The following is a 25,600-nucleotide window of genomic DNA, read 5'->3' as shown; positions in this document are numbered from 1 at the left end:
ACCCGCGGCTGGACGGCAGCCCCGACGGCCGGGGTCACCGTCGGCCGCGGTTGCTAGCCTCGTGCGCATGACCGACCAGCCCGCCCCGCGGCCCCCGTCGCCCTGGGCCCGCTTCGCCCGCCCGGCGCCCGGTGAGCAGCGGCCGCGCGCCGAGGTGCAGCCCCCGCCCGCGCGGCAGGGGGCGCCCGGGCAGGCCGGGGCCGACCAGGCCTGGGCCGGTCAGCCGTTCCCGCAGCCCCAGCAGTTCCCGCAGCCGTTCCCGCAGCCCGCCGCGACGACCCCGGCGGCGCAGTGGGCGCCGCAGGCCGGGCCGCCGCAGGCCGCCGCGCCGCAGGCCTCGTCGGCGCAGGACGCCCTGACCTGGCCGGCCCCCGCCGCCCCCGGGGTCGGGTCGTACTTCGCCGTCGGCGACGACGAGTGGCCCCCGCCGGCACGGCCGCGCGACGGCGCCGACGAGGGGCGCGGCCTCGCCGTCGCCTCGGTGGTCTTCGGGGTGTTCGCGGCCCCCCTGGGCCTCGTCTTCGGCCTCGTGGCCGTTCGACGGGCCGCGTCGGCCGGAGCGTCGGCCGCCCTGGCCCGCGTCGGCCTCGTCGTCTCGAGCGTCATGATCGTCGTCGGCCTCGTCGCGGGCGTCTCCGCCCTCGACTACGCCGCCCGCCTGTCGTCGACGTGCGCCCAGCTCGGGCCGGGCGAGTACGTCGACGACCAGGGCCGCGGCGTCACCTGCGACTGACCGGGCCGGTGCTGCCGACCCTCGCCGCGCCTCCTACAGGGCGACGGTGCCCGTGTCGGCGATGTTCTGGGGGTGTCCGCCCGTCACGGCGGCCTTGGCGTACTTGAGGAAGGTCACGGCCTTCGGCTCGTTGCTGACCCAGTACTCGGCCGTCTCGACGTCGACCTCGATGAGGGCGACCGTCGGGTCGTCCTTGCCCTGGTCGAACCAGGCCTCGGTGCCGGCGCTCCAGAACTCGTCGATCAGGGCGCGGTCCTTGACGATCGAGGCCTCGCCGGCGAGCGAGAGCCAGCCCTTGCCCGTCTCGACGGCGACGTTGACGTGGGGGTGCGCCTTGATGTCGTCGACCTTGGGCGAGGGGTCGGGGGTGAAGAAGTACACCTTGCCGTCGAACTCGCGGTCGACGACGGCGAGCGGGCGGCTGACGAGGCGCTGGCGCGCGCTCTGGGTGGTGAGGATCCCGATGCGGGCGGCGTCGAGCACCTCGGCGACGCGGCGGATGTCGTTGGTCTCGGTCATGGCGCCGAAGGTACCCGGGGAGGCGCGCCGCCCCTCCCAGGGACCGCCGCGTCGTACCCCGGAGTGACGCGATCCGGTCGGCTCGGCCCTCCCCCTCGCGCCGGAGGGCATACATGCCCTACCGTGGAACTCCAGTTCTGTACATCGAGGAGGTCCCCGTGCCGGTCCCCACCACGACGACCATGCGCATCCCCCGCCGCCTGCACCGCGACGAGGTGTACGACCGTCTGCTCGAGGCCATCCTCGACGGCACGTTCGAGCCGGCCGAGCGCATCCGCGACCACGACCTCTCGGCCTGGCTCTGCGTCTCGCGCACCCCGATCCGCATGGCGCTCGCGCGGCTGGGCGACCTGGGGCTGGTCGAGACGACCTCGACCCGGGTCACGCGCATCGCGCCGGCCCGTCCCGAGCTGCTGACCGACCTGGTGCGCACCACCTGGGGCCTCTGGGCCCTGGCCGACGCCGACGTCGCCGCGGCCGAGCCCGCCGACCGGGCCGGCCTCGTCCGAGCCCTCGAGGCGGGGGAGGCGCGGTGCCGGCAGGTGCGCGCCGGCGCCCCCGAGGCGGCGGCCGCGGTCACGACCACCCTGTGCGAGGTGGGCGCCGCGCTCGCCGCGTTCTCGGCGAACCGGTCGCTCGGCGCGGTGCTCGACCACCTCGGCCTCCTGCTGCACCACCACGCCTCGGGGGCCGGGGGCGAGGCCGACGCGGGCCTGCTCGTGCAGGGCCTCGCGGGCGCCCGTGACGCCGTCGCGGCGGGGGTGCCCGGCGCCTGGGGCGCGGCCGTGGAGCGGCTCGACGACCGCGCGGTCGGGGTCGCGGGCGTCGCGGCCTGACGGGTCGGCCGCCCACGCCCGGGTCACCGGGAGGTGCGGTGGCGGCCGGTGGCGACGAGCTCGGGCGCGGGCACGCTGCCGAGCAGCGGCTCGAGCGTGTGGCGGCCGAGCAGCGCCACGACCGCGTCGCCGGCCGCGCACCACTCGCGCTGGTCGAGGGCCCGGCGCAGCTCGGCGACGGGGGCGGCGAGCGAGGGGTCGTCGAGGGGGAGCGCGAGGTGACGCGAGAGGAAGGCCGTGCGGTTCTGCAGCGGCTCGGAGGCCTGCCGGGCGAGGGGGTTGCCCGAGACGGGCAGGAAGGCGCCCGTCGCCGCCAGGAGGTCGGAGCAGGTGGCCCCGGGGCGGTCGAGCACCCGCACGACCGTGCCCGCGAGGTGGGAGACCTCGCCCGGGTCGGCGTCGCCCGCGGACCTCACGGCGACCCCGTGCAGGAGGCCGAGCAGCTCGAGCGAGTCGAGCAGGTCGGCAGCCGTCGCCGGCGCGACGCGCGTGAAGCGGTTCGCCTCGATCTCGACCAGGCCCTGGTTGGCCAACCGGGCCAGCGCCTCCTTCACCGGGGTCTTCGAGACGCCCAGCCAGGTCGCGATGTCGTCCTCGAAGAGGCGCTCGCCCGGCCGCAGCGTGCCGTCGACGATCGCGCCGAGGACGGACTCGAAGGTCAGGTCGCGGAGGAGTCGGCGCGGGCCGCGCGTGGGTCGCTCAGGTACAGGCATGGCTCCTCCGTCGTCGGACACGTGGAACATCATACGTCTCATGGTCGGCCGTGTCGCGGGTGAGATGTCGGCGCCGTCGCCTACCATCGCCGCATGACGCTCACACCGGCCCTCGGTGCCTCCTCCGGCGCCGGGCCGGGCGACGGCGCCGCGCCGCTCGAGAGCACCTGGTCGCCCGCGGCCCCCGTCGACGTCCGGGCCACCCTCCGGCCGCTCGCCCGCGGCGCGGGCGACCCCGCCTGGCGCGTGGTCGGCGGCCAGCTGTGGCGTGCCGTCCGCACCCCGGCGGGCGCGGCGACCCTCTGCCTCACCTCCGGTCGTGACGGCGTGCACGCGGCCACCTGGGGGCCCGGCGCCGAGTGGCTGCTGGCCTCCGTGCCCGAGATGCTCGGCGAGGGCGACGACTGGTCGGGGCTCGACGTGTCGGGGGTCGACTTCCTCGCCGCCGCGCGGCACCGGTCACCGGGCCTGCGGCTCTCGCGCACGGGCCTCGTCGTCGAGTCGCTCGTGCCCGCCGTGCTCGAGCAGAAGGTGACGAGCCGCGAGGCCTGGCGGGCCTGGCGCGAGCTGGTGCGTCGCCACGGCGACCCCGCGCCCGGGCCGGCGCCGGAGGGCCTCACCGTCCCGCCCGACGCGGCCACCTGGCGCCGGGTGCCCAGCTGGGAGTGGCACCGGGCCGGCGTCGGCCCGCAGCGCTCCGACACCGTGATGCGGGTCTGCGCCGTCGCCGCGTCGCTCGAGCGCACCGTCGCCCTGGGGCGCGGCGGCGCCGAGGTCGAACGCCGGCTCCGCTCCGTGCCGGGCGTCGGCGTCTGGACGGCCGCCGAGACGATGCAGCGCGCGCACGGCGACCCCGACGCGCCCAGCGTCGGCGACTACCACCTGGCCGCCCTCGTGGGCTGGGCCCTCGTCGGCCGGCCCGTCGACGACGACGGCATGCTCGAGCTGCTCGAGCCGTGGCGGGGGCACCGGGGCCGGGTGGTGCGCCTGATCACCGGCAGCGGCTTCTCGAAGCCGAAGTTCGGGCCGCGCATGACGATCCAGGACCACCGGTCACACTGAGCCGGGAGGCCGGGGGGCCGAGATTCCGGCAGGCGAGAGGCCGGGGAGGCGAGGTGCCGGGCAGGCCCTCAGCAGGGCTGCGCGTCGGCCGCCCGCGGTGCGGGGGCGTCGGGGGAGGCGTCGTCGCCGATCGCGGCGAGGACGCGCTGCGAGAACCCGCGGACGACCCCGGCGTCGTCGTCGAGCACCTCGACGAAGTAGCGGCGGATCGCCTCGGTGTGCCCCCGGGTCGCCGCGAGCATGGCCCGGCGGCCGTCCGCGGTGAGCTCGACCCACGTGCCGCGGGCGTCCGACGAGCAGTCGGAGCGCCGCACGAGGCCGCGCTTCTCCATGCGGGTGACCTGGTGGCTGACGCGGCTCTTCTCCCAGCCGATCTGCTCGGCGATGTCGCGCACGCGCAGCCGACGGTCGGAGCTGCGCCCGAGCCCGACGAGGATCTCGTACTCGGGGGCGGACACGCCGGAGTCGTGGTGCAGCCGGAGCTCGAGGGCCCGGTCGAGGCGGCGCCGCATCGCGTAGAACTCGTCCCAGACGGCCCAGTCGTCGTCGGTGAGCGGGTCGGGCATGGGCCCAGCATAGGGACGCGTGCCAGGGCAGGGTCGGCGGCGCGGCATATCCTCTGCTCATGTCCGATCTGCGCGCCGCCGACCTCCCGCAGCAGACCGTCGAGACGGCACGCCGCTGGGCCGCGGCGGCCGCCGCGGCCCCCGCCGACCGCGACGCGGCGCGCCTCGCCGCGGTCGTCCGCGACCCCGACGGGCTCGCCTTCAGCCTCGCGGTCGTCGACGGCGTCCTGGGGGCCGCCGACCCCGCCGTCGCGGCCCGCACCCTCGACGCGCTGAGCCGCTCGATGCCGTCGACGCTGCCCTGGCACCTGCGCGCCGCCGTCTCGGCCGCGGGCGGGTTCGGGCCGCTGGCTCCGCGGTCGGTCATCGGAGTGGCCCGCAAGGCGCTCCGTCGCACGCTGCAGCACCTCGTGGTCGACGCCGCCCCCGACAAGCTGGGCGGCGCGCTGGCCGCGCTGCGGGCCCGCGACGGCGTCCGCCTCGACGTGAGCGTGCTGGGTCCCGCGGTGCTCGGCCGGGCCGGCGCCGACCGACGGCTGGCCGAGCTGACCGCGGCGCTCGGCCGCGACGACGTCTGGGGCGTCCGCACCACCGTCGACGACGTCGTCGGGCCGTCCTCGCCGTGGGCCGTCGACGAGACCAGCGCGCTCGCGGTCGAGCGGCTCACGCCGCTCTACGAGCGGGCCCTGGCCGCCGAGCCCGCCCGGGTCGTGACCCTCCAGGTCACCAGCTCGGCCGACCTCGACCTCACCATCGACGTGTTCACGCGCATCCTCGACCAGCCGCACCTGCGCGACCTCGTCGCCGGCGTCGCCCTGCCCACCGGCCTGCCCGACTCGCTGCCCTCGCTCCAGCTGCTCACCGACTGGGCCCGCGGCCGCGTGGCCCGCGGCGGCGCCCCGATCCGCGTCCGGCTCTCCGCCGGCGGCGACCCGTCGTCCGCCGTCGCGGAGGCCGACCGCCACGGCTGGGCCGCCGCCACGCCGCCCGCTCCGGTCGAGGCCGACGCGGCCCACCACCGGGTGCTCGACTGGGCGCTGCGCCCCGCCCACGCCGAGGTCGCCCACGTCGCGGTCGCCGCCCGCGGCCGCCTCGACCTCGCCCACGCCTGGACCCTCGCGCGGGCGCGGGAGGTCACGCACCTGCTCGACCTGGAGGCGGAGCTCGGCGCGGCCGAGGCCGACGCCCTGCTGGCCGAGGCCGGCGGGCTCGTGCTGCACGTGCCCGTCGCGCCGCACGCCGAGCCCGACGCGGCCGTCCCGTGGCTGCTCCACCGGCTCAGCGAGACGGCGGAGGCCACCGGGGGCGACCTCGACGCGGCGGTCGAGCGCTGGGTCGCCGCGGCGGCCCTCGCCGCCCGGGGCGACGACCTCGTCACCCGGCCCGCCGCGCCCGGGCACGGCGGCGTCGGCGACACCGACCCGGCCCTCGAGCGCAGCCGACGGGCCGCTCGTCGCGTCCTGGCCCGCGCCGGCACGTCGCACGCGGGCGTGGAGACCGTCGGTCGCTCCCGCGTGCTCGACCGCGACTCCCTCGAGGAGGTCGTCTCGCGCACGGCGCAGGCCGGCGTCCTGTGGGGCCACGCCGAGCCGGCCACGCGGGCCCAGCTGCTCGACCGCGCCGCCGCGGCCCTCGCCGCCGCCCGCACGACCCTGGTCGAGGTGCTGGTCGGCGAGACGGGCACCACGGTCGGCGAGGCCGACCACCAGGTCAGCGAGGTCGTCGACGCGGCGCGGCGGCACGCGGCCCTCGCGCGCGGCCTCGAGGTCGTGACGGGGGCGCGCTGGGCGCCTCCCCGGCTCACGGTCGTGGTCTCGGACGCCGCCGCGGCCCTCGCGACGCCCGCGGAGGGCGTCACCGCCGCGCTGGCCGCCGGCAGCGGCGTCGTGCTGAAGCCCGACCCGCGCGCCCGACGCACCTCCGCCGTGCTGTGCGAGGTGCTCTGGGCGGCCGGCGTGCCGCCCGAGCTGCTCGCGATCGCCGAGCTCGACGAGGACGACCTCGGCCGCGACCTCGTCGTGCACCCCGCCGTCGACCGGGTCGTGCTCGCCGGCTCGGTCGAGACGGCCCGCCTGTTCCGGTCGTGGCGGCCCGACCTGCCGCTCACCGCCCGCCTCGACGCCCCCGGGGTCGTCGTCGTGACGCCGAGCGCCGACGTCGACCTCGCCGTCGACGCGATCGTGCGCGGCGCCGTCGCCGGCGCGGGCCGCTCGCGCGTCGCGACCAGCCACGTGCTGCTCGTCGGCTCGGCCGGCGACGACCCCCGCCTGCGCCGGCAGCTCGTCGATGCCGTCTCGAGCCTCCAGGTGGGGCGGGCCGACGACCTCTCCACCCGCCTCGGCCCGCTCGTCGAGCCCGCCGGGCCGGCCCTGCGGGCCGCGCTCACGACGCTGCGCGAGGGCGACCGGTGGCTGGTCGAGCCCCGCCAGCTCGACGACGAGGGCGCGCTCTGGTCGCTCGGGGTCGTCGAGGGCGTCGGCGAGCCGGGGGTCGTCGACCAGGCCGTCCGCGGCCCGCTGCTGCGCGTCGTGCGGGTCGCCACGCTCGACGACGCCCTCGCCCACCAGACCGCCCTCGGCGGCGGGCACGTGGCCGCGGTCGCCTCGCGAGACGTCGACGAGGTGGCCCGGTGGGTGCGCCGCACCGACGCCGGTGCCCTCGTCGTGAACGGCAGCACCGCCGACGTCGCCGCCCGCCGGCAGCCGGCGGCGGGCTGGGGTCGCTCGTCGGTGGGCATGGTCTCGCCGACCGGGGCCGACGCCGTGGTCACGCAGGGCCGGTGGTGGAGCGTGCCGCGCGAGCCGCAGGCGTCGCTCCGCCTCACCGGCCTGTCGGAGGCGGTGGTGGCGGTCATCGAGGCCGCCCGCTCCGGGCTGTCGTTCGAGCAGTTCGACCGCGTCCGGTCGGGCGCCGTCTCCGACGAGCAGGCCTGGCAGGCGGTCTTCGCGCCCCGGGAGGCCGTCGGCGCCGGCGTCGAGCGGGTCGTGCTGCGGCACCGGGCCCGCCCGGTCGTCGTCCGCCTCTCGTCCGACGGCGACCTCGCCGACCTGGTGCGCCTCCTCGTGGCGGCGGCGCGGGCGGGCGCCCCGGTCGACGTCAGCTCGCCCGTGCCCCTGCCGGCGGCGCTCGTCCAGCTCGTGCGGGCGCCCGGGGCCCCGCTCCGCGTGGGCGAGATCGTGGTCGAGGGCGACGAGGCGTTCCGTGCCCGGGCGGCCGCCGGCCTGCTGCAGCGCGGCGGCGGGCGGCCCGACCCCCTCGACGACCTCGAGCTGCTCGCCCGGGCGGCCGAGCCCGACGCGGCGGAGGGCGCCTCCGACGACGAGGCCGCCGCCGGGGCCGCGGGCGCCGTCGCGCGGGACGCCCGGGGAGACGGGCACCTGCCCGCCGCCGACCCGGAGGCCGTGGCTCGGTACCGCGACCTGGTCGTCCGGATGGTCGGCGGCGACCCGCGGGCGCTCGCCGTGGCCGTCGGCGGCAGCCTCGACGTCGTCGTGCACGCCGGCGACGTCACGGAGGAGGGGCGGGTCGAGCTGCTGCCCTTCGTGCGCGAGCAGGCGGTGGCGGTCGTCACCCACCGGGCCGGCCACGTCGACCCGGCGTTCCGCGACCTGCGCCTGTAGGGCGCGGGAGTGCGAACGCGCGCCGCGGGGGCGGCGCGCTCGGTGCCCGGCGCGCGCTCGGCGCGCGGCGCGCTACGCGGGCTGGCGGCTGATCAGCTTCGACAGCACGATGGCGCTGCGGGTGTGGTCGACGTTCGGGGCGTTGCGGACGCGCTCGAGCGCCTCCTCGAGCGACGGGATGTCGCGGCTCCGCATGTGCACGATCGCGTCAGCGCTGCCCGTGACCGTGCCGGCGTCGACCACCTCCGGCACCGTGCTGAGGATGCGCTGCAGCTCGGCCGGCGACACGGTGCCCCGGCAGAAGAGCTCGACGAACGCCTCCGTGCCGAGTCCGTCGACGGCGGGGTCGACCTGCACCGTGAACCCCTTGATCACCCCGTCGGCCACCAGCCGGTCGACGCGCCGCTTCACGGCGGAGGCGCTGAGGCCGACCGACGAGCCGATGTCGCCGTAGCCCGCGCGGGCGTTCTGGCGCAGCAGGTCGATGATGCCGTAGTCGAGGTTGTCCACATCGGGCATCCTACGCTAGAAAGTTGCGCGGTGGGCCTCGCCTGCGCAACTTAAGTGCGTCCTGAGCGTCCATGATGCGCAGGCTGCGTGTGACACTGGCTGGCGTGAGCATCGCAGCCCCCACCGCCCAGCCCTCCGCAGCCGCCTCGCCAGCGCCGACGCGACGGGCCTCCCGCCGCACGGTGCTGATGTGCCGGCCCGACCACTTCACGGTCAGCTACCGCATCAACCCGTGGATGGACCCGTCGAGGCCGACCTCCACGTCGCTCGCGGTGCAGCAGTGGGAGTCACTGTACGAGACCTACCTCCGGCTCGGCATCCAGGTCGAGCTGATCGACCCGCTGCCCGGCCTGCCCGACATGGTCTACGCGGCCAACGGGGGCTTCGTGCTCGACGGCGTCGCCTACGGCGCCAAGTTCACCTACCCCGAGCGCCAGCCCGAGGGCCCCGCCTACATGGAGTGGTTCCGGCAGGCGGGCCTCCGCGTCGCCGAGCCCGTCGAGGTCAACGAGGGCGAGGGCGACTTCCTCCTCGTCGGCGACGTGATCCTCGCCGGCACGGGCTTCCGCAGCGCCTCCGACTCCCACGCCGAGCTCGCCCGGGTCACCGGTCGCGAGGTCGTCGGCCTGACCCTGGTCGACCCGCGGTTCTACCACCTCGACACCGCGGTGGCCGTGCTCGACCCGGAGCCGGTCGAGGGCGGCGCCCAGAACATCGCCTACCTCGAGAGCGCCTTCGACGAGCCCTCCCTTGCCGTGCTGCGCGAGCGGTTCCCCGACGCCGTCCTGGTCAGCGACGACGACGCGACCATCCTCGGCCTCAACAGCTACAGCGACGGCCTCCACGTGGTGATCGCCGAGAAGGCCACGGGCTTCGCGCGACAGCTGCGCGAGCGGGGCTACGAGCCGGTCGGCGTCGACCTCTCCGAGCTGCTGCTCGGCGGGGGCGGCGTGAAGTGCTGCACCCTGGAGCTGCGACGATGACGATCGACACGACCCGCGCCTCCGGCCCCACCGAGGCGGCCATCGCCGTCGAGGACGCCGCGCTGGCCCACAACTACCACCCGCTGCCCGTGGTCGTCGCGACCGCCGAGGGCGCCTGGGTCACCGACGTCGACGGCCGCCGCTACCTCGACTGCCTCGCCGCCTACTCGGCCGTGAACTTCGGCCACGGCCACCCGACCCTCGTCGCGGCCGCCCGTGACCAGCTCGACCGGGTGACGCTGACCAGCCGAGCGTTCCACAACGACCAGCTCGGCCCGTTCGCCGCCGAGCTCGCCGCCCTGCTCGGCAAGCAGATGGTGCTGCCGATGAACACCGGCGCCGAGGCCGTCGAGTCGGGCGTCAAGGTCGCGCGCGCCTGGGGCTACCGCGTCAAGGGCGTGCGGCCCGGGGCCGCGAAGATCATCGTGGCGTCGGGCAACTTCCACGGCCGCACCACGACCATCATCAGCTTCTCGGACGACGAGGAGGCGCGGGCCGACTTCGGCCCCTACACGCCCGGTTTCGTCACGGTGCCCTACGGCGACTCCGCCGCGCTCGAGGCCGCGATCGACGACGACACGGTGGCCGTGCTGCTCGAGCCGATCCAGGGCGAGGCGGGCGTCGTCGTGCCGCCGGCCGACTACCTGCCCGAGGTGCGTCGCATCACGCGGGAGCGCCGGGTGCTGTTCATCGCCGACGAGATCCAGTCGGGCCTCGGCCGCACCGGCGCGACCGTGAGCTGCGACCTCGTCGACGTCGTGCCCGACCTCTACCTGCTCGGCAAGGCCCTCGGCGGCGGCGTCGTGCCGGTCAGCGCGGTCGTCGGCGACCGCGACGTGCTCGGCGTGCTGCGGCCCGGCGAACACGGCTCGACGTTCGGGGGCAACCCGCTCGCCGCGGCCGTGGGCCTCGCCGTCGTGCGGATGCTCGCCACCGGCGAGTGGCAGGAGCGCGCCGCGCGGCTCGGCACCCGCCTCCGTGAGGGCCTCGACGCGCTCGTCGGCGAGGGCGTCGTCACCGTGCGCGGCGCCGGGCTGTGGATGGGCGTCGACATCGACCCCGCGGTCGGCACCGGGCGGGCGGTCTGCGAGGAGCTCATGCGCCGCGGCGTCCTCGCGAAGGACACGCACGGCTCGACGATCCGCCTCGCCCCGCCCCTGGTGATCACCGAGGCTGAGGTCGACGAGCTCGTGTCGACGCTCGGGGCCGTGCTGCGCGACCTCCGCGCCTGAGGTCGGGTCGCCGGGGCGGCCGGCAGGCCAGCGAGCCGTTCCGGCCCAGCCCGTTCCGGCCGTCCGGCCCGGCCGGGCCTCAGCCGCCCGCGCGCCCCTCGGGCTTGACGAAGAGGTAGACGACGCTCCGCCCCGTGCGGTGCTCCTGGGCGTTCGCGAAGCCGAGCCCCTCGAGGAGCTCGCGGTCGTCGTCGGTCAGCACGTCGACCTGGCGTCGCACGATCCAGACCCGGTCGGTGGCGGCGAGGCGCTCCGAGAGCTCGGCGCGGTCGTCGGCGTCGTCGAGCTGGAGCGTCTCGTCGGTGAACCTCCCGGCGGCGATGCCCGAGCTGACGAAGGCCACGTCGTCGAGGCCCGCGAAGCGCTGCGGGTAGGCGTAGAGCGCCTGGCGGGGCCGGGTCGAGACGACCCCGGTCGCGTCGAGCAGGACGGCGTCGCCCGGGCGGGCCTGCTGCTCGACGTAGCTGGCGACCTGGGCGAGGTCGGCGCCGCCGCCCTTGCCGTCGGGCAGCCGCTGCAGCACGTACGTCGGCACCGAGGCCGCGACCAGCAGGGCGATCAGGGCGATGCTGACCCACCGCCTCCGGAACCCGGTGATGGCGACCGCCAGCAGCAGGCACATGCCCGGCGCCGACCACGCCACCAGCCGTGCCTGGAAGAGCGGGGCGATCGCGAGGCCGACCAGCAGCATCACGCCGGTCGGCAGCACGACCCACAGCGCGCCGAGCAGCACGACGCTGCCGGGCGTGCGCGAGCGGTCGCGGAGGCGCGTGCCCAGGAGGATGAGGAGGCCCGCGCCCAGCACGGCGTACGCCACCGAGGTCGCGAACCACGGCTCGACCAGCACCGAGTACCAGGTGATCTCGGAGCCGGTCGCGGGGTCGCCGTCGCCCAGCAGCCGGGTGCGCTCGCGGATCACCGTGCCGATCACCGGGGCGGTGACGAGCAGCGCGGCGCCGGTCGAGATGGACCAGCCGAGGAGGCGGTGGCGGGCTCCCCGTCGACGTCGCTGTGCCGGGGCGAGCAGCAGGAAGACCCCGTGCACGAGCACGATCGACACCATCGGCACGAACACGGCGATGCACGCCGCCAGGCCGGTGCCGTAGGCGACCCACCACCACCGGCTCTGCCGCCTCGAGGCGACCAGGACGAGGACGGTCGCCCAGACGGCCAGGGCGGCGGTGAGGGCGTAGGGCCGGGCCTCCGCCGCCTCGAGGGTCAGCCGGGGCAGCACCGCGTAGATGCCCGCGGCGAGGACGGCGGTCGTGCGCGTCGTCAGCATCCGCACGAGCACCAGGAGGCCGGCGGCTCCGGCGCCGGCGGCGAGGGCGCTCGGCAGGCGGGTCGACAGGGTGCTCTCGCCGAACAGGCCCGTCCAGGCGTGCATGGCGACGTAGTACGCGGTGTGCACGGCGTCGCGCTGGTGGGTGAACTCGAGCAGCGAGCCGAGGGGCAGGCGGGCGGCCTGCAGGGTGGTCGCCTCGTCGCTCCAGTACGACGGCACCCACGCCGCCGCGACGCCCACCAGCAGCGCCGCCAGGCCGGCGACCACGGGGTCGAGCCAGCGGCTGCGGGGGTGTGCGACCGCGGGGTCGTGCCCGATGCTCACGCGACGGCGGCCCGGGGGTCAGGGGAGCCGGGCCCCGCGGCGGCGAGGCCCCGGGCGTGGCTCTCGGCGGCTGGGCACGGCATCGATCCGTGGACCTCTCGGTTCGTCGGGCGCGGGGACGGTCGTCCGATGCTACCGGGTGCCCCTCCGACGCGTCGCGTCGCGAGCGAGCGCGGGAGGAGCCGCGAGCGAGAACGGGAGGAGCCGCGACGGCCCCGGGGGGAACGAGAAAGCCCCCGGCGGGGCCGGGGGCTTCGTGGTGGCTGGACGCGGCGTCGATCCGCGGACCTTTCGATTTTCAGTCGAACGCTCTACCAACTGAGCTACCCAGCCGAGGGAGCCGGAGCTCCTGCTGAGAGGCGGTGCCTCTCGGACGGGGTGACCCGTCTCTGCGACCCTGACCGGACTTGAACCGGCGACCTCCGCCGTGACAGGGCGGCGCGCTAACCAACTGCGCTACAGGGCCAAACTTGTGGTGCGTGGTGTCTCCGTGGACGATGCTACCGGACTCGGAGCCATTGCTGGAACCGTGACCCCAACGGGATTCGAACCCGTGCTGCCGCCGTGAAAGGGCGGTGTCCTAGGCCACTAAACGATGGGGCCGAGTGATCTCGGAAGATCACAGAGCAACCGAGGAAGGAGCATACGCAACCCGGGGCCACGATGCAAACCGGGGAGGCGCCTCCCTGGTCCGGAGGGTCCCTCACGACGCCGACGCGCCGTCGCCACACCGACGGGGGTCTCGCTCGGAGCGGGGAGCGGGAGCTAGGTTCGACCTGTCCTTGATGCTTGGTCGCGACGGCCCTGCGCCCGGCCGGGCGGAGCCGCACGGCGCCTCGACCACGACGAACCGGTGAAGTCCCATGATCCAGATCTCCCCCCGTCGGCTGCGTGCCCGCCGTCGCCCCGTGATGAGCGGCGACCGACGCCCCGTTCGCCTCGCCCTCGTCGTGGCCGCCCTCTCGCTCGTGGTCACGGGCGGCGTCATGGCCGTCCCCGCCCCCGCCCGGGCCGCCGACTACCCGTCGTGGGAGGACGTCCAGGCCGCCCAGGGCGACGCGAACGCGAAGGCCGCGGAGATCGTCGTGGTGCAGGGCCTGCTCGAGCAGCTGCAGACCGACCTCGACACGAAGAACGCCGACGCGGTCACCAAGGGCACGGCCTACGAGGAGGCGCAGACCGCCTACGACCAGGCGGAGTTCAAGCTCGGCCAGCTCCAGGACCAGGCCGACGCCGCGGACGCCGTCGCCGCCGCCAGCGAGGAGCGCGCCGGCCAGCTCGCCGCGCAGCTCGGGCGGTCGTCGGGCGGCAACGACATCAGCAGCAGCCTGATCGCCGACCCGGGCGACGCCGGCCAGCTCCTGTACCGGATCGGCGCGATGTCGAAGCTCACCGAGCAGGCCGACGGCATCTACTCGCAGGCGACGCAGGACCGCAACACGGCGCAGTCGCTCAGCGACCAGGCCGACGTCGCGGCCGCGGCCCTCAAGGTGCTCGCCGCGGAGGCCGAGGACGCCCTCGCCGCCGCCAACGAGGCCGCCCAGGCGGCGGCCGACGCCTTCGACGAGCAGGAGACCAACCGCTACGCCCTCGAGGCGCAGCTCGCGGTGCTGCAGTCCGACCTGACCACGACCAAGGAGGAGTTCGAGAAGGGCGAGGCCGAGCGCAAGGCCGCGGAGGCCGCCGCCGCCGCGGAGGCCGCCCGCCTCGGCAGCCCCACGAACGGCACGCCCACCGGCGTCGTCTCGAGCTCGGGCTGGACTCGCCCCTCGGGCGGGAACATCTCGAGCGGCTTCGGCATGCGGGTCAACCCGGTCACGCACGCCTACATCCTGCACGCGGGCACCGACCTCGCCGCGGCCTGCGGCACGCCCATCTTCGCGGCGACGAGCGGCACGGTCAGCTACGCCGGCTGGTACGGCGGCTACGGCAACTTCGTCCTGCTCGACAACGGCGGCGGCGTCACCACCGGCTACGGCCACCAGCCGAACGGCGGCATCACGGTGAGCGTCGGCCAGCACGTCGAGGTCGGCCAGCAGATCGGCCACGTCGGCTCGACCGGCAACTCGACCGGCTGCCACCTGCACTTCGAGACGCGCGTCGGCGGCACGCCCCAGAACCCGGTCGACTTCATGGCGCAGCGCGGCATCCGCCTCTAGCGGCACGACGACGGAGGGCCCGACACCAGCAGGTGTCGGGCCCTCCGTCGTCGGAGTGCGCGGGTCAGTGGCCCTCGGCCGCGAGCTTCACGATGCCGGCCTCGACGATGGCCTCGGCCTCGGCGGCGTCGCCCCAGCCCTCGGTCTTGACCCACTTGCCGGGCTCGAGGTCCTTGTAGTGCTCGAAGAAGTGCTCGATCTCCTTGCGGAGGTGCTCGGGCACGTCGGTGACGTCCTGGATGTGCTCCCAGCGCGGGTCCTTCGCCGGCACAGCGATGACCTTGGCGTCGCTGCCGCCGTCGTCGGTCATGTTGAAGACGCCCACGGGGCGGACCTTCACGCCCACGCCGGGGAAGAGCGGGTAGTCGAGCAGCACGAGCACGTCGACGGGGTCGCCGTCGAGGCCGAGGGTGTTCTCGAAGAACCCGTAGTCGGTCGGGTAGACGAAGCCGGTGAAGAGCACGCGGTCGAGGTAGACGCGACCGGTCTCGTGGTCGACCTCGTACTTGTTGCGGCTTCCCTTGGGGATCTCGATCACGGCGTCGTACGCGGCCATGGGTGCTCCTGGTTCAGTCGTGGGGGTGCCGACCAGACCGGTCGGCGGCTGCCGGTAACGTTACAAGATGCCCGACAGACCGCGTCTGACCCCCGCCATGGCCGACGTCCGCCGGGCCGTCCGAGGCTCCCTCGGCGACCTGGCCGCCGACTCCCTCGTGCTCGTCGCCCTGAGCGGCGGGCCCGACTCGCTGGCGCTCGCCGCGGCGACCGCGTTCGAGGCGCCCCGGGCGGGGCTGCGGGCCGGAGCCGTCGTCGTCGACCACGGGCTGCAGGCCGGGTCGGCCGAGGTGGCGGCTGCGGCCGCTGCCCAGGCGACGGCGCTCGGGCTCGACCCGGTGGTCGTCCGCCGCGTCGCCGTCGGCGTCGAGGGCGGGCCGGAGGGGGCAGCCCGGGAGGCGCGCTACCGGGCCCTGCGCGAGGTCACCGCCGAGACCGGTGCGGTCGCGGTGCTCCTCGGCCACACCCTCGACGACCAGGCCGAGACCGTCCTGCTCGGCCTCGCGCGGGGGAGCGGGCCCACCAGCCTGCACGGGATGGACGCGGTGCGGGGGCCGTGGCGACGGCCGCTGCTGGCCGTCCGGCGGGAGGCGACCCGCGCCTCCTGCGCCGACCTCGGGCTGAGCCCCTGGCTCGACCCGCACAACGACGACCCCTCGTACGCCCGCGTGCGGGTCCGGCAGGTCGTGCTGCCGGTGCTCGAGCGCGAGCTCGGACCCGGAGTCGCGGAGGCGCTCGTCCGCACGGCGGCGCAGCTGCGCGAGGACTCCGAGGCGCTCGACCACTTCGCCGAGGAGCAGGCCGAGGAGGTCGCCGACCACGCCGAGGCCGGCATCTCGCTCGACGTCCGCGCGCTCGCGGCCGACCCGGCCGCGCTGCGGCAGCGCCTGATCCGGCTGGCCGTCGAGGGCGAGTTCGGCGTCGTCCTCAGCCGCTCGCAGACCCTCGAGGTCGCGCGCCTCGTGACCGACTGGCACGGCCAGGGAGCCGTCTCGTTGCCGGGCGTTACAGTGGAGCGCACCGGGGGCGTGCTGCACTTCAGCGCCGCCGGCACCGCCTGAGGCCCGGCCGCTCGACCAGCGCCGCCGCCCCTCGCCCCCGACGTCGTCACCTCTGGCGTCGTCGCCCCCACCCCGACATCCCCGACCCCCCCAGGAGAACGCGCGCCCATGGAACTCAGCGACATCGACGGCGACCTCACCAGCGTCCTCTACACCGAGGAGCAGATCCACGCGAAGATCGCGGAGGTCGCCCGCCAGGTCGAGGTCGACTACGCCGGCCGTGACCCGCTGCTCGTGGGCGTGCTGAAGGGCGCCGTCATGGTGATGGCCGACTTCGCGCGCGAGCTCAAGCTCAACGCGCCGATGGACTGGATGGCCGTGTCGTCGTACGGCTCGGGCACGAAGTCCTCGGGCGTCGTGCGCATCCTGAAGGACCTCGACACCGACCTGCACGGTCGCGACGTCATCATCGTCGAGGACATCATCGACTCGGGCCTGACCCTCTCGTGGCTGCTCGAGAACCTCAAGAGCCGCGGCGCCGCCTCCGTCGAGATCTTCGCGCTGCTCCGCAAGCCGGCCGCCGCCAAGGTGCAGGTCGACGTGAAGTACGTCGGCTACGAGATCCCCAACGACTTCGTCGTGGGGTACGGCCTCGACTTCGACGAGAAGTACCGCAACCTGCGCGGCGTCGGGGTGCTGGCGCCCCACGTCTACAGCTGACCGGTGCCCGGGCGGGCCGAGGGCCCGACGGGGGCCGTGGCCCCAGTGAGGGGCTCCCCGACCGCTCAGAGCGAACACCCACCAGCCCCCGAGGGGACGCGAGGTAACCTCTCCCTCACGTTCTCCCTGCAGAAAGGTGTCGGGCTCCGCCCGTACTGACATGGACCTCAAGAAACTCTTCCGCGGACCGATCATCTACGTCGTGATCGCGGTGCTCGGCATCGGGATCGGCTGGAGCGTCATCAGCGCCTCCGGCTCGACGCGCGTGTCGACCCAGAAGGGCCTCGAGGCTCTCAACGACGACAAGGTCTCCTCGGCGACCATCTTCAGCAACGAGCAGCGCGTCGACCTCGTCCTGAAGGACGGCGACGAGCAGCAGCAGTTCTACTACGCGACCCCCCGCGGCGACGAGGTCGTCCAGGCGGTCGACGACGCGAAGCTCGAGAGCTTCGACGACAACGTCAGCCAGGGCAACTGGTTCCTCTCGCTGCTGAGCGTCCTCCTCCCCTTCGTGATCATCGGCGCCATCTTCTGGTTCCTGCTCTCGTCGATGCAGGGCGGCGGCAGCAAGGTCATGCAGTTCGGCAAGTCCAAGGCCAAGCTCGCGTCGAAGGAGACGCCGCAGGTCATGTTCACCGACGTGGCCGGCGCCGACGAGGCCATCGAGGAGCTCGAGGAGATCAAGGAGTTCCTCAAGGAGCCCGCGAAGTTCCAGGCCGTCGGTGCGCGCATCCCCAAGGGCGTGCTGCTCTACGGCCCTCCCGGCACCGGCAAGACCTTGCTGGCCCGCGCCGTCGCCGGCGAGGCCGGCGTGCCGTTCTTCTCGATCTCCGGCTCGGACTTCGTCGAGATGTTCGTCGGCGTCGGCGCCAGCCGCGTCCGTGACCTCTTCGAGCAGGCCAAGCAGAACTCGCCCGCCATCATCTTCGTCGACGAGATCGACGCCGTCGGCCGCCACCGCGGCGCCGGCGTCGGCGGCGGCAACGACGAGCGCGAGCAGACGCTGAACCAGCTGCTCGTCGAGATGGACGGCTTCGACGTCAAGACCAACGTCATCCTCATCGCGGCGACCAACCGTCCCGACGTGCTCGACCCCGCCCTCCTGCGCCCCGGCCGCTTCGACCGCCAGATCGGCGTCGACGCCCCGGGCCTCGACGGCCGCAAGCAGATCCTCGAGGTGCACGGCAAGGGCAAGCCCCTCGCCGCCTCCGTCAACCTCGAGGTGCTGGCCCGCAAGACGCCGGGCTTCACCGGTGCCGACCTGGCCAACGTGCTCAACGAGGCCGCGCTGCTGACGGCTCGCTCGAACGCGCAGCTGATCGACAACCGCGCCCTCGACGAGGCCGTCGACCGCGTCATGGCCGGCCCGCAGCGCCGCAGCCGCATCATGAACGACCACGAGAAGCTCATCACCGCGTACCACGAGGGCGGCCACGCCCTCGCCGCCGCGGCGATGCGCCACACCGACCCGGTCACGAAGATCACGATCCTGCCGCGCGGCCGTGCCCTGGGCTACACGATGGTGCTCCCGCTGGAGGACAAGTACAGCATCACCCGCAACGAGCTGCTCGACCAGCTCACCTACGCCATGGGCGGCCGCGTCGCGGAGGAGCTCGTCTTCCACGACCCGACCACCGGCGCCTCGAACGACATCGAGAAGGCCACCGGCACCGCCCGCAAGATGGTCACCGAGTTCGGCATGAGCAACAAGGTCGGCTCGGTCAAGCTCGGCCAGGGCTCGGGCGAGCAGTTCATGGGCCGCGACATGGGCCAGCGCGACTACTCCGAGACGATCGCCGAGACCGTCGACGCGGAGGTGCGCGTGCTGCTCGAGCAGGCGCACGACGAGGCCTGGGCCGTCATCAACGACAACCGCGACATCCTCGACCACCTCGCCGCCGAGCTCCTCGAGAAGGAGACGCTCGACCACGACGAGCTGGCGGAGATCTTCAAGGACGTCAAGAAGCTGCCCGAGCGCCCCCAGTGGCTCTCCAGCGACAAGCGCCCCGTGTCGGACCGCCCCGCGATCCCCATGCCGACGAAGGCGCCCGTCGACGCCGACGCCGTCGACGGCGGGGTCGGCTCCGAGCCGGAGCCCGAGGGCCTCACGACCCGCAAGCGCCCGCCGCGCACCGCTCCCGGCATCGCCACGGCCTGAGCGGGCCACCCGACCGGGGCGGTGTGGAGCTCCCGCCCCGGTCGGTAGCCTGGTCAGTCGAACCGTAGGCCAGATGGCAAGGAGCACCTCGTGACCGACTCGCCGACCGGCGGCTCCCGCCGCGACCCGGCCGCCGCGGCCGACGCTCCGGCGTGGCGGCGGCCCCGCGGGCGCGAGCGGTACCCCGACCCGGTCGAGGTCGACGCTCCGCCCACGTCGGCCCCGGCCTCCGGCACGGAGCGGCGCCTCGCGCTCGCCCTCGACGAGACGGCCGCCGTCCGGCCGCCCGCCCAGTTGCCTCCCGTGACGCACACGCCGGCCACGCGTGCAGCGGCGGAGGTGTCCGCCACGGTGATCCGCGTGCCGCCGGCCCGGACTCCTGCGCAGCCGGTGCCGTCTCCCGCGCAGCCGACCTCGGCGCAGCCCGCGCAGCCGTCGCCGACGCCCGCGCGCGACGCCGTGTCGCGACGTGCGGTCTCGACCCCCGTGCAGGCGGGCGGCGAGGCCGAGCCGACCCGCGCCTCCGGCCGTCGTCTCGTCGCGGGGGGCCGCTTCGACGGCCCGCTGCCCGTCGGCGCCGAGCGCACCCGGGTCGGCTCGCACGCCGCCCCCGGGCTGGTCGACGGCCCGCCGCGCTCCTCGGTCGAGCCCGGTCGGCCCCGTGGTGAGCGCGCGCGACGTCGCGGAGCCGACGCGGCGCCCGTCGTCGTCCGGGCCCGCCCGGCCGTCCCGCTCGACCTGCTGCCCTCCGACGGCGGGCGCGCCCTGGTCATGGGCATCCTCAACGTGACCCCCGACTCCTTCAGCGACGGCGGTCGCTGGGTCGGCCTCGGCGCGGCCCTCGACCACGCGCGCGAGCTGGTCGCCGCGGGTGCCGACCTCGTCGACGTCGGCGGCGAGTCGACGCGCCCCGGGGCGTCGCGGGTCGACCCCCTCGAGGAGCAGCGCCGGGTGCTGCCCGTCGTCCGCGAGCTGGCGTCCGAGGGCGTGCGGGTCAGCGTCGACACGATGAACGCCTCCACGGCGCGCGCCGCCGTCGAGGCCGGCGCCGACGTCATCAACGACGTCTCGGGCGGCCTCGCCGACGACGCGATGGCCGACGTGGCCGCCGAGACCGAGCGGCTCTTCGTCGCCATGCACTGGCGCGGGCACCTGGAGCACGGCCGCAGCGCGCCCGACTACGGCGGCGACGTCGCCCGCCGCGTCCGCGACGAGCTCGCCGCCCGCGTCGACGCCCTCGCGGGCCGGGGCGTGCGCCTCGACCGCCTCGTGCTCGACCCCGGAGTCGGCTTCTCGAAGGACGCCGCCCAGAACTGGCGCGTGCTCGCCGCCCTGCCCGAGCTGGCCCGCCTCGGCCAGCCGCTGCTGGTGGGGGCGTCGCGCAAGAGGTTCCTCGGCGAGCTGCTGCCCGACGGCGCCCCGCCCGAGCAGCGCGACCTGCCCACCGCCGTGGTGAGCGTGCTCGCGGCCCAGGCCGGCGTGTGGGCGGTGCGCGTGCACGACGCGGCCGGCACCCGCGTCGCCCTCGACGTGCTGCAGGCCTGGCAGGGCGCCGCCGTGCCCGCCCGACCGGCGAGGCACGCGTGAGCGCCGAGGTGCCGGCGGGCGGCACCGACGCCGTTGCTGCCGGCGCAGCTCCCGCAGCCCCGCCGCTCCGGCTCGTGCCGCACGGCCTCGACGTGCTGCGCCTGAGCGGCGTGCGGGCCACCGGCCACCACGGCGTCTTCGAGCACGAGCGGCGCGACGGCCAGGAGTTCGTGGTCGACGTCGTCGTGCACCTCGACGCCGCGCCGGCCGCCGACGGCGACGACCTCGCGCAGACCGTCCACTACGGCGTGCTCGCCGAGCAGCTCGTCGCGGCCGTCGAGCGCGACCCGGTCGACCTCGTCGAGACCCTCGCCGAGCGGCTCGCGCACGTCGTGCTGTCGTTCCCCGCCGCGGTGCGGGCCGAGGTCACGGTGCACAAGCCCCACGCGCCGATCACGGTGCCGTTCGGCGACGTGTCGATCACCGTCGTGCGGGAGCGCGCGTGAGCACGGCCGGGCCCGCGCGCCCCGGCTCAGTCCCGGTCGCCGGCTCGCGCACCGCGCCTCCCGCGCCCCTCGCCCGTCGCGCGGTGATCGCGCTCGGCTCCAACCTCGGCGACCGCGACGGGCTGCTCCGCGACGCCGTCGCGGCCCTCGACGCCGTCGACGGGGTGCGCGTCGTGGCGGCGTCCGCCCCCGTCTCGTCGGTGGCCGTCACGCTCGACGGGCCCGACGAGAGCAAGCCCGACTACCTCAACGCCGTCGCCCTCGTCGACACCACCCTGGGCGGCCTCGACCTCCTGGCGGCCCTGCAGTCGATCGAGGCCGACCGCGGCCGGGTGCGCACCGAGCGCTGGGGCGACCGCACCCTCGACCTCGACGTCGTCGTGCTCGGCGACGACGAGAGCGACGACCCTCGCCTCACGCTGCCCCACCCCCGCGCCGCCGAGCGGGCCTTCGTGCTCGAGCCCTGGCTGCAGGTCGACCCGGAGGCGCGGCTCGGCCGGGCAGGGCGCGTCGCCGACCTGCTGGCCGCGCTGCCCGACCGCACCCGGCCGGTGGCGGGAGCGGGCGTGCTCTGGCCACCCGCCGAGCGCGCCCCCGGCGCCGCCCGCTCCGAGCCCGCCGCCCCCGCCCCCGACCACACCCCCGGAGCCGACGCGTGAGACACACCCGCCCCGCCACCCTGATCGGCCTCGCCGTCGTCGCCCTCGTGGTCGGCTTCGTGCTCGACGCGGCGCTCGTCGCGACCGGCCGGCCGTCGATCGTGCCGCCCGTGGTGCTCGGGCTCGTCCTCCTCGCCATCGGCGGCATCGTCGTGACGATGGCGATGCCGGTCCGGCGCGTGGCCCGGGGCTCGCGCACCGAGCGCGTCGACCCGTACTACGCCACCCGGGTGCTGCTGCTCGCGAAGGCCAGCAGCCTGGCCGGGGCGCTCTTCGGCGGCGGCGCCGGCGGGGTGCTGCTGTTCATGACGACGCGCGGCGTGGGGGTGGCAGTAGGCTCCGTCGTGCCCGCGGTCGTGGCCGTCGTGGGGGGCCTCGGCCTCCTCGTCGGGGGGATCGTCGCCGAGCACATGTGCACCGTGCCGCCCGGTGACGACGACGACGGCGGGCCGGGGGCCCAGGCCGCCTGAGAGCACGCCCGCCGACCGCACCGCCCCGGAGGACCGCCATGAGCCGACTCGACGTCGCCGACGCGACCTGGACGGGCGTCTCGCCGCGGTACGTCTGGCCCGAGCTGATCGGCTGGCTCGTCACCGGGCTGGTCGTGGCGGCGGCCACGCTGCCGCTGTGGCTCCTCGACTCGCCCTGGTGGCGCCTCCTCACGGCCGGGCTGGTCGTCGTCACCCTCCTCGTCTGCGCGTTCGTGCCGCGGCGCGTGCGGGCCATCGGCTACCAGCTGCGCGACGACGACCTGCTGCTGCGCAAGGGCATCCTGTTCACCCGCGTCGTCGCCGTGCCCTACGGCCGCATGCAGCTCATCGACATCAACCGCGGGCCGGTCGTGCGCGCCCTCGGGCTCAGCGACCTCAAGTTCGTGACGGCGGCCGCGTCGTCGGCCGTGACCATCCCCGGGGTGCCCGAGGCCGAGGCGGAGGCGCTGCGCGACCGCCTGGTCGAGCTCGCCGAGTCGAGGCGGGCGGGGCTGTGACCGACGTCGGGCCGTCGGCTGCGGGGCCGGAGGGGCCTGCCGGGCCGCCGGCTCCCGGCCCCGCCGGGCACGCCGGGCCGCCGGCCCCCGCCGAGGTCGCGGCGCTCACCGACGGCGAGTGGCACCGGCTGCACCCGGCCACGCCGCTGCTCCGCGGCGGCACCGCGCTGATCGTCGCGCTCGGCGTCGTCATCTACAACGCGCGCGACTGGGTCGTGCAGCTCGTCGCCCGCATCGTCAGCGGGCGCCGCGGGGGCGACGACGGCGACCCGTTCGGCTACGTCGTCGACCACGGCCTGCTCGGCTGGGTGCTGCTCGGGCTCGTCGTCGTCGTGGCCGTGCTCTCGACCTTCTTCTGGCTGGCCTGGCGGATGAACACCTTCCGCGTCACGGAGGAGACCGTGGAGGTGCGCAGCGGCATCGTCTTCCGCACCGAGCGCCGGGCACGCCTCGACCGGGTGCAGGGCATCGCCGTGCAGCGGCCCGTCCTCGCGCGGCTGTTCGGCGCCGCGAAGCTCGAGGTCAGCCAGGCGGGCGACGACGCCAACGTCAGCCTCGCGTACCTGCGCTCCGCCTCGGCCGACGACCTCCGGCGCGAGATCCTGCGCCGCGCCTCCGGGGCCCAGCGCGCCGAGGGGGTCTCGCTGGCGAAGGGGCCGGCCGGGCGGCCGGGCTTCGTCGGCCTGGTCGAGCAGCGCGCCGCGGAGTTCCTCGCGGACGGCACCGAGGAGGCGCCCCCCGAGTCGGTCGTGCGGGTCGACCTGCGCAGGCTGGTCGGCTCCGTCGTGCTCAGCGGCTACACGCTGTTCATCGTCGCCGCCGCGATCGCCGTCGTCGTCACGGTGCGGCTGACGGGGGAGTGGTTCCTGCTCTTCGCGCTGCTGCCGGCCGTGCTCGGCTCGAGCGGCTACTACGTCAACCGGGTGTCGAAGTCGCTGCGGTACAGCATCGCCGGCACCCGCGACGGCATCCGCATCGGCTACGGCCTCTTCTCGACGACGAACGAGACGCTCCCGCCCGGGCGCATCCACTCGGTGCGCGTGAGCCAGCCGCTGCTCTGGCGGCCGTTCGGCTGGTGGGAGATCAGCATCAACCGCGCCTCGCGGTCGAGCGCGGCGGCGTCGTCGTCGACGGGGCAGCAGGGCGCGAGCGTGCTGCTGCCGGTGGGCGACGAGGGCGACGTGCGCCGGGTGCTCGAGTTGGTGCTGCCCGAGCTCGTCGGGCTCGCGGCGGCGGCCGAGGCCGAGGCGGACGGGGCGCCGGAGGCGGACGTCGAGAGTTCGGGAGGACCCGCTGCGGCGGCCTCGCCCCCCGACGACCTGCGCGCCGCGGCCGACGAGCACGCCTCGCACACGCTGCGGCTCGTCGAGGACGGCCTCACGTCGCGCGGCTCGGAGGGCGGCTTCACGACGTCGCCGCGTCGGGCCGCGGTGCTGCGATGGTTCTCGTGGCGGCGCAACGGCTTCCGGGCGGCGCCCGGTGCGCTGCTGCTGCGGAAGGGCGCGATCTGGCGTGAGCTGATCATCGTGCCGCTGCCTCGGGTGCAGAGCGTGAGCCTGCACCAGGGCCCGCTGCTGCGGCGGCTCCGGCTCGCCGCCGTGCACCTGCACACGGTCGCGGGGCCCATCACCGCCCAGATCGGAGCCCTCGACGAGGCCGACGCCCTCGCCTTCTTCACCGGAGCCGCCCGCGACGGCGTCGAGGCTGCCCGGGCCGACCGCACCCACCGCTGGCTCGCCGTCGCCTCGGCGGCCGAGCCCCCCGCCTCCCCGGTCCCCGCCGCCTCGGCTCCCGCTCCCGCTCCCGCCACCGCTGCCGGCGTCGTGCCCGCCGCCTCCCCGGTCCCTGCCTCCGCTCCCGGCCCCGCCGCTCCCGCTCCCGCCCCTCCTGCCTCTGCTCCTGCCTCTGCTCCTGCTCCTGCTCTCAAATCTGAGAGTGATCCGGTTGCAAGCGACCAGACAGCCGCGGAGAACGGGCTCGCTGCGTCGGATCCCTCTCGGATTCCCCCCGAGGAGTCGCGGGTCGGGTCGCCGACGCCCGCCACGCCCCCGGACGCGCGGCCGGCCCCCGCCCCGGCACCGGCCCCCGCGCCAGCCCCGACGCCGGCGTCCGCACCCGCACCCGCATCCGCACCCGCCCCCGCCCCCGCCCGCCACCGAGAGGACGACCCCCGATGAGCCCCCAGCAGAGCGGACGCCTCGGCATCGGGGTCGTCGGCGCCGGCCGCGTCGGGCCCGTGCTCGGCGCCGCGCTCGCCGCGGCCGGCCACGCGATCGTCGGCATCTCGGCCGTCTCCGAGCGCAGCCGCGACCGCGCCGAGGCGATCCTGCCCGGTGCTCCGGTGCTGACCGTGCAGCAGATCGTCGAGCGCTCCGAGCTCGTGCTGCTCGCGGTGCCCGACGACCAGCTCGCCGACCTCGTCACGGGCTTGGCCGCGACCGGCGCCTGGCAGGCCGGCCAGCTCGTGGTGCACACGTCGCCCGTGCACGGGCTCGAGGTGCTCCGCCCCGCGCTGCAGGCGGGCGCCATCCCCCTCGCCATCCACCCCGCCCTCACCTTCACCGGCACGACCATCGACCTCGTGCGCCTGCGGGAGGCGTACTGCGCGGTCACCGCGCCGGTGCCGGTGCAGCCGATCGGCCAGGCGCTCGTCGTCGAGATGGGCGCCGAGCCGGTGCTCGTCGCGGAGGCCGACCGGCTGCGCTACGCCGAGGCCGTCGCCACCGCGTCCGAGTTCTCGGCGGCGATCGTCACCCAGTCGGTCGGCATGCTCGCCGAGCTCGGCGTGCCCGACCCCGGCCGCGTGATCGCGCCCCTCGTCCGCTCGGCCATGGACCGCGCCCTCGCCGTCGCCGAGGGGTCGGTGGGCCCCGGTACCATCGACACCGTGCCGTTCGGGCGCCCGTCGGCCGACGACGGGCCGTCACCGCGGCACGGGGCGTGA

23 protein-coding genes and 3 tRNA genes are annotated in these 25,600 nt (G+C 75.8%); 17 read left to right on the top strand and 9 right to left on the bottom strand.

Annotated elements, in window-relative coordinates:
* Positions 1-67: 67 nt before the first annotated feature.
* The gene (locus FHR77_RS13275) at positions 68-733 is read left to right on the top strand and encodes a hypothetical protein (protein WP_167260867.1); all 666 of its coding nucleotides are present in this window, start codon (positions 68-70) and stop codon (positions 731-733) included.
* A 33-nt stretch (positions 734-766) separates the two neighbouring features.
* Here FHR77_RS13275 and FHR77_RS13270 read toward each other — a convergent pair whose 3' ends face one another.
* Positions 767-1,252, bottom strand: a complete 486-nt coding sequence (locus tag FHR77_RS13270; RefSeq protein WP_056057979.1) for a pyridoxamine 5'-phosphate oxidase family protein — start codon at positions 1,250-1,252, stop codon at positions 767-769.
* 158 nt (positions 1,253-1,410) lie between these two features.
* Between FHR77_RS13270 and FHR77_RS13265 the strand changes: the two genes are divergently transcribed.
* Positions 1,411-2,088, top strand: a complete 678-nt coding sequence (locus tag FHR77_RS13265; protein ID WP_341777376.1) for a GntR family transcriptional regulator — start codon at positions 1,411-1,413, stop codon at positions 2,086-2,088.
* Positions 2,089-2,111: 23 nt separating this feature from the next.
* Here FHR77_RS13265 and FHR77_RS13260 read toward each other — a convergent pair whose 3' ends face one another.
* Positions 2,112-2,801 carry a GntR family transcriptional regulator gene (locus tag FHR77_RS13260; protein ID WP_167260865.1) on the bottom strand — a complete coding sequence of 230 codons (690 nt, stop codon included), beginning with the start codon at positions 2,799-2,801 and terminating at the stop codon, positions 2,112-2,114.
* Between the two features lie 93 nt (positions 2,802-2,894).
* Here FHR77_RS13260 and FHR77_RS13255 point away from each other — a divergent pair, with 93 nt between their 5' ends.
* Positions 2,895-3,863, top strand: coding sequence for a DNA-3-methyladenine glycosylase family protein (locus FHR77_RS13255; RefSeq protein WP_167260863.1), 969 nt, complete (start codon positions 2,895-2,897; stop codon positions 3,861-3,863).
* Positions 3,864-3,931: 68 nt separating this feature from the next.
* Here FHR77_RS13255 and FHR77_RS13250 read toward each other — a convergent pair whose 3' ends face one another.
* Positions 3,932-4,429 carry a MarR family winged helix-turn-helix transcriptional regulator gene (locus tag FHR77_RS13250; protein WP_167260862.1) on the bottom strand — a complete coding sequence of 166 codons (498 nt, stop codon included), beginning with the start codon at positions 4,427-4,429 and terminating at the stop codon, positions 3,932-3,934.
* 59 nt (positions 4,430-4,488) lie between these two features.
* Here FHR77_RS13250 and FHR77_RS13245 point away from each other — a divergent pair, with 59 nt between their 5' ends.
* Entirely contained in the window at positions 4,489-8,049 is a 3,561-nt protein-coding gene (locus FHR77_RS13245) for a proline dehydrogenase family protein (protein WP_167260860.1), read from the top strand.
* 72 nt (positions 8,050-8,121) lie between these two features.
* Here FHR77_RS13245 and FHR77_RS13240 read toward each other — a convergent pair whose 3' ends face one another.
* The gene (locus tag FHR77_RS13240; protein ID WP_056057962.1) at positions 8,122-8,559 is read right to left on the bottom strand and encodes an Lrp/AsnC family transcriptional regulator; all 438 of its coding nucleotides are present in this window, start codon (positions 8,557-8,559) and stop codon (positions 8,122-8,124) included.
* Positions 8,560-8,663: 104 nt separating this feature from the next.
* Here FHR77_RS13240 and ddaH point away from each other — a divergent pair, with 104 nt between their 5' ends.
* A complete protein-coding gene (gene ddaH / locus FHR77_RS13235) occupies positions 8,664-9,542 on the top strand; it encodes a dimethylargininase (RefSeq protein WP_424956051.1) in 879 nt (292 codons plus the stop codon).
* A complete protein-coding gene (gene rocD, locus FHR77_RS13230; protein ID WP_167260858.1) occupies positions 9,539-10,774 on the top strand; it encodes an ornithine--oxo-acid transaminase in 1,236 nt (411 codons plus the stop codon). The genes ddaH and rocD overlap by 4 nt, the downstream gene beginning before the upstream one ends.
* A gap of 79 nt (positions 10,775-10,853) precedes the next feature.
* Here the strand turns inward: rocD and FHR77_RS13225 are convergent, their stop codons facing one another.
* From FHR77_RS13225 to FHR77_RS13210, 4 genes are all read right to left on the bottom strand, one after another.
* Entirely contained in the window at positions 10,854-12,383 is a 1,530-nt protein-coding gene (locus FHR77_RS13225; protein ID WP_167260856.1) for a glycosyltransferase family 39 protein, read from the bottom strand.
* 257 nt (positions 12,384-12,640) lie between these two features.
* Positions 12,641-12,716, bottom strand: a tRNA-Phe gene (locus FHR77_RS13220).
* 59 nt (positions 12,717-12,775) lie between these two features.
* Positions 12,776-12,849, bottom strand: a tRNA-Asp gene (locus FHR77_RS13215).
* Between the two features lie 64 nt (positions 12,850-12,913).
* Positions 12,914-12,986 (bottom strand) — tRNA-Glu (locus FHR77_RS13210).
* Positions 12,987-13,246: 260 nt separating this feature from the next.
* On the opposite strand from FHR77_RS13210, the gene FHR77_RS13205 reads away from it, so the two are divergent.
* Entirely contained in the window at positions 13,247-14,542 is a 1,296-nt protein-coding gene (locus FHR77_RS13205; protein WP_167260854.1) for a M23 family metallopeptidase, read from the top strand.
* Between the two features lie 64 nt (positions 14,543-14,606).
* Here the strand turns inward: FHR77_RS13205 and ppa are convergent, their stop codons facing one another.
* Entirely contained in the window at positions 14,607-15,098 is a 492-nt protein-coding gene (gene ppa, locus FHR77_RS13200) for an inorganic diphosphatase (RefSeq protein WP_167260852.1), read from the bottom strand.
* 67 nt (positions 15,099-15,165) lie between these two features.
* On the opposite strand from ppa, the gene tilS reads away from it, so the two are divergent.
* The 10 genes from tilS (at position 15,166) to FHR77_RS13150 (ending at position 25,600) form a co-directional block, all read left to right on the top strand.
* On the top strand, positions 15,166-16,158 hold the full coding sequence (tilS, locus tag FHR77_RS15650; RefSeq protein WP_208380825.1) for a tRNA lysidine(34) synthetase TilS: 993 nt from the start codon (positions 15,166-15,168) through the stop codon (positions 16,156-16,158).
* Between the two features lie 108 nt (positions 16,159-16,266).
* A complete protein-coding gene (gene hpt / locus FHR77_RS15645; protein ID WP_056057941.1) occupies positions 16,267-16,818 on the top strand; it encodes a hypoxanthine phosphoribosyltransferase in 552 nt (183 codons plus the stop codon).
* A gap of 160 nt (positions 16,819-16,978) precedes the next feature.
* Entirely contained in the window at positions 16,979-18,976 is a 1,998-nt protein-coding gene (gene ftsH / locus FHR77_RS13190) for an ATP-dependent zinc metalloprotease FtsH (protein ID WP_167260850.1), read from the top strand.
* Between the two features lie 90 nt (positions 18,977-19,066).
* Positions 19,067-20,563 (top strand): dihydropteroate synthase, encoded by a 1,497-nt coding sequence (gene folP, locus FHR77_RS16705; RefSeq protein WP_341777375.1) that lies wholly within the window; start codon positions 19,067-19,069, stop codon positions 20,561-20,563.
* Positions 20,560-21,009, top strand: a complete 450-nt coding sequence (gene folB, locus FHR77_RS13180; protein WP_341777374.1) for a dihydroneopterin aldolase — start codon at positions 20,560-20,562, stop codon at positions 21,007-21,009. Before folP ends, folB begins: the two co-directional genes overlap by 4 nt.
* A complete protein-coding gene (folK, locus tag FHR77_RS13175; RefSeq protein ID WP_167260848.1) occupies positions 21,006-21,668 on the top strand; it encodes a 2-amino-4-hydroxy-6-hydroxymethyldihydropteridine diphosphokinase in 663 nt (220 codons plus the stop codon). Before folB ends, folK begins: the two co-directional genes overlap by 4 nt.
* Complete coding sequence (locus FHR77_RS13170) at positions 21,665-22,138, top strand: DUF3180 family protein (RefSeq protein WP_167260846.1); 474 nt, start codon at positions 21,665-21,667, stop codon at positions 22,136-22,138. The genes folK and FHR77_RS13170 overlap by 4 nt, the downstream gene beginning before the upstream one ends.
* Positions 22,139-22,176: 38 nt before the next feature.
* Positions 22,177-22,656 carry a PH domain-containing protein gene (locus tag FHR77_RS13165; RefSeq protein WP_167260844.1) on the top strand — a complete coding sequence of 160 codons (480 nt, stop codon included), beginning with the start codon at positions 22,177-22,179 and terminating at the stop codon, positions 22,654-22,656.
* Entirely contained in the window at positions 22,653-24,833 is a 2,181-nt protein-coding gene (locus FHR77_RS13160; RefSeq protein WP_208380823.1) for a PH domain-containing protein, read from the top strand. Before FHR77_RS13165 ends, FHR77_RS13160 begins: the two co-directional genes overlap by 4 nt.
* Positions 24,830-25,600 carry a Rossmann-like and DUF2520 domain-containing protein gene (locus FHR77_RS13150; protein WP_167260842.1) on the top strand — a complete coding sequence of 257 codons (771 nt, stop codon included), beginning with the start codon at positions 24,830-24,832 and terminating at the stop codon, positions 25,598-25,600. Before FHR77_RS13160 ends, FHR77_RS13150 begins: the two co-directional genes overlap by 4 nt.

This window comes from Frigoribacterium endophyticum (assembly GCF_011759585.1).
Taxonomy (GTDB): domain Bacteria; phylum Actinomycetota; class Actinomycetes; order Actinomycetales; family Microbacteriaceae; genus Frigoribacterium; species Frigoribacterium endophyticum.
Note: the sequence above shows the minus strand (reverse complement) of the source record. Positions and strands in the feature narration are given on the sequence as shown.

Bases quoted from the DNA above. Each gene is read 5' to 3' on its own strand.
- FHR77_RS13205 (WP_167260854.1), top strand. From the start codon at position 13,247: ATGATCCAGATCTCCCCCCGTCGGCTGCGTGCCCGCCGTCGCCCCGTG.
- FHR77_RS13165 (WP_167260844.1), top strand. From the start codon at position 22,177: ATGAGCCGACTCGACGTCGCCGACGCGACCTGGACGGGCGTCTCGCCG.
- FHR77_RS13270 (WP_056057979.1), bottom strand. From the start codon at position 1,252: ATGACCGAGACCAACGACATCCGCCGCGTCGCCGAGGTGCTCGACGCC.
- rocD (WP_167260858.1), top strand. From the start codon at position 9,539: ATGACGATCGACACGACCCGCGCCTCCGGCCCCACCGAGGCGGCCATC.
- FHR77_RS13275 (WP_167260867.1), top strand. From the start codon at position 68: ATGACCGACCAGCCCGCCCCGCGGCCCCCGTCGCCCTGGGCCCGCTTC.
- FHR77_RS13245 (WP_167260860.1), top strand. From the start codon at position 4,489: ATGTCCGATCTGCGCGCCGCCGACCTCCCGCAGCAGACCGTCGAGACG.
- ppa (WP_167260852.1), bottom strand. From the start codon at position 15,098: ATGGCCGCGTACGACGCCGTGATCGAGATCCCCAAGGGAAGCCGCAAC.
- tilS (WP_208380825.1), top strand. From the start codon at position 15,166: ATGCCCGACAGACCGCGTCTGACCCCCGCCATGGCCGACGTCCGCCGG.
- ftsH (WP_167260850.1), top strand. From the start codon at position 16,979: ATGGACCTCAAGAAACTCTTCCGCGGACCGATCATCTACGTCGTGATC.
- FHR77_RS13250 (WP_167260862.1), bottom strand. From the start codon at position 4,429: ATGCCCGACCCGCTCACCGACGACGACTGGGCCGTCTGGGACGAGTTC.
- hpt (WP_056057941.1), top strand. From the start codon at position 16,267: ATGGAACTCAGCGACATCGACGGCGACCTCACCAGCGTCCTCTACACC.
- FHR77_RS13150 (WP_167260842.1), top strand. From the start codon at position 24,830: ATGAGCCCCCAGCAGAGCGGACGCCTCGGCATCGGGGTCGTCGGCGCC.
- FHR77_RS13255 (WP_167260863.1), top strand. From the start codon at position 2,895: ATGACGCTCACACCGGCCCTCGGTGCCTCCTCCGGCGCCGGGCCGGGC.
- FHR77_RS13260 (WP_167260865.1), bottom strand. From the start codon at position 2,801: ATGCCTGTACCTGAGCGACCCACGCGCGGCCCGCGCCGACTCCTCCGC.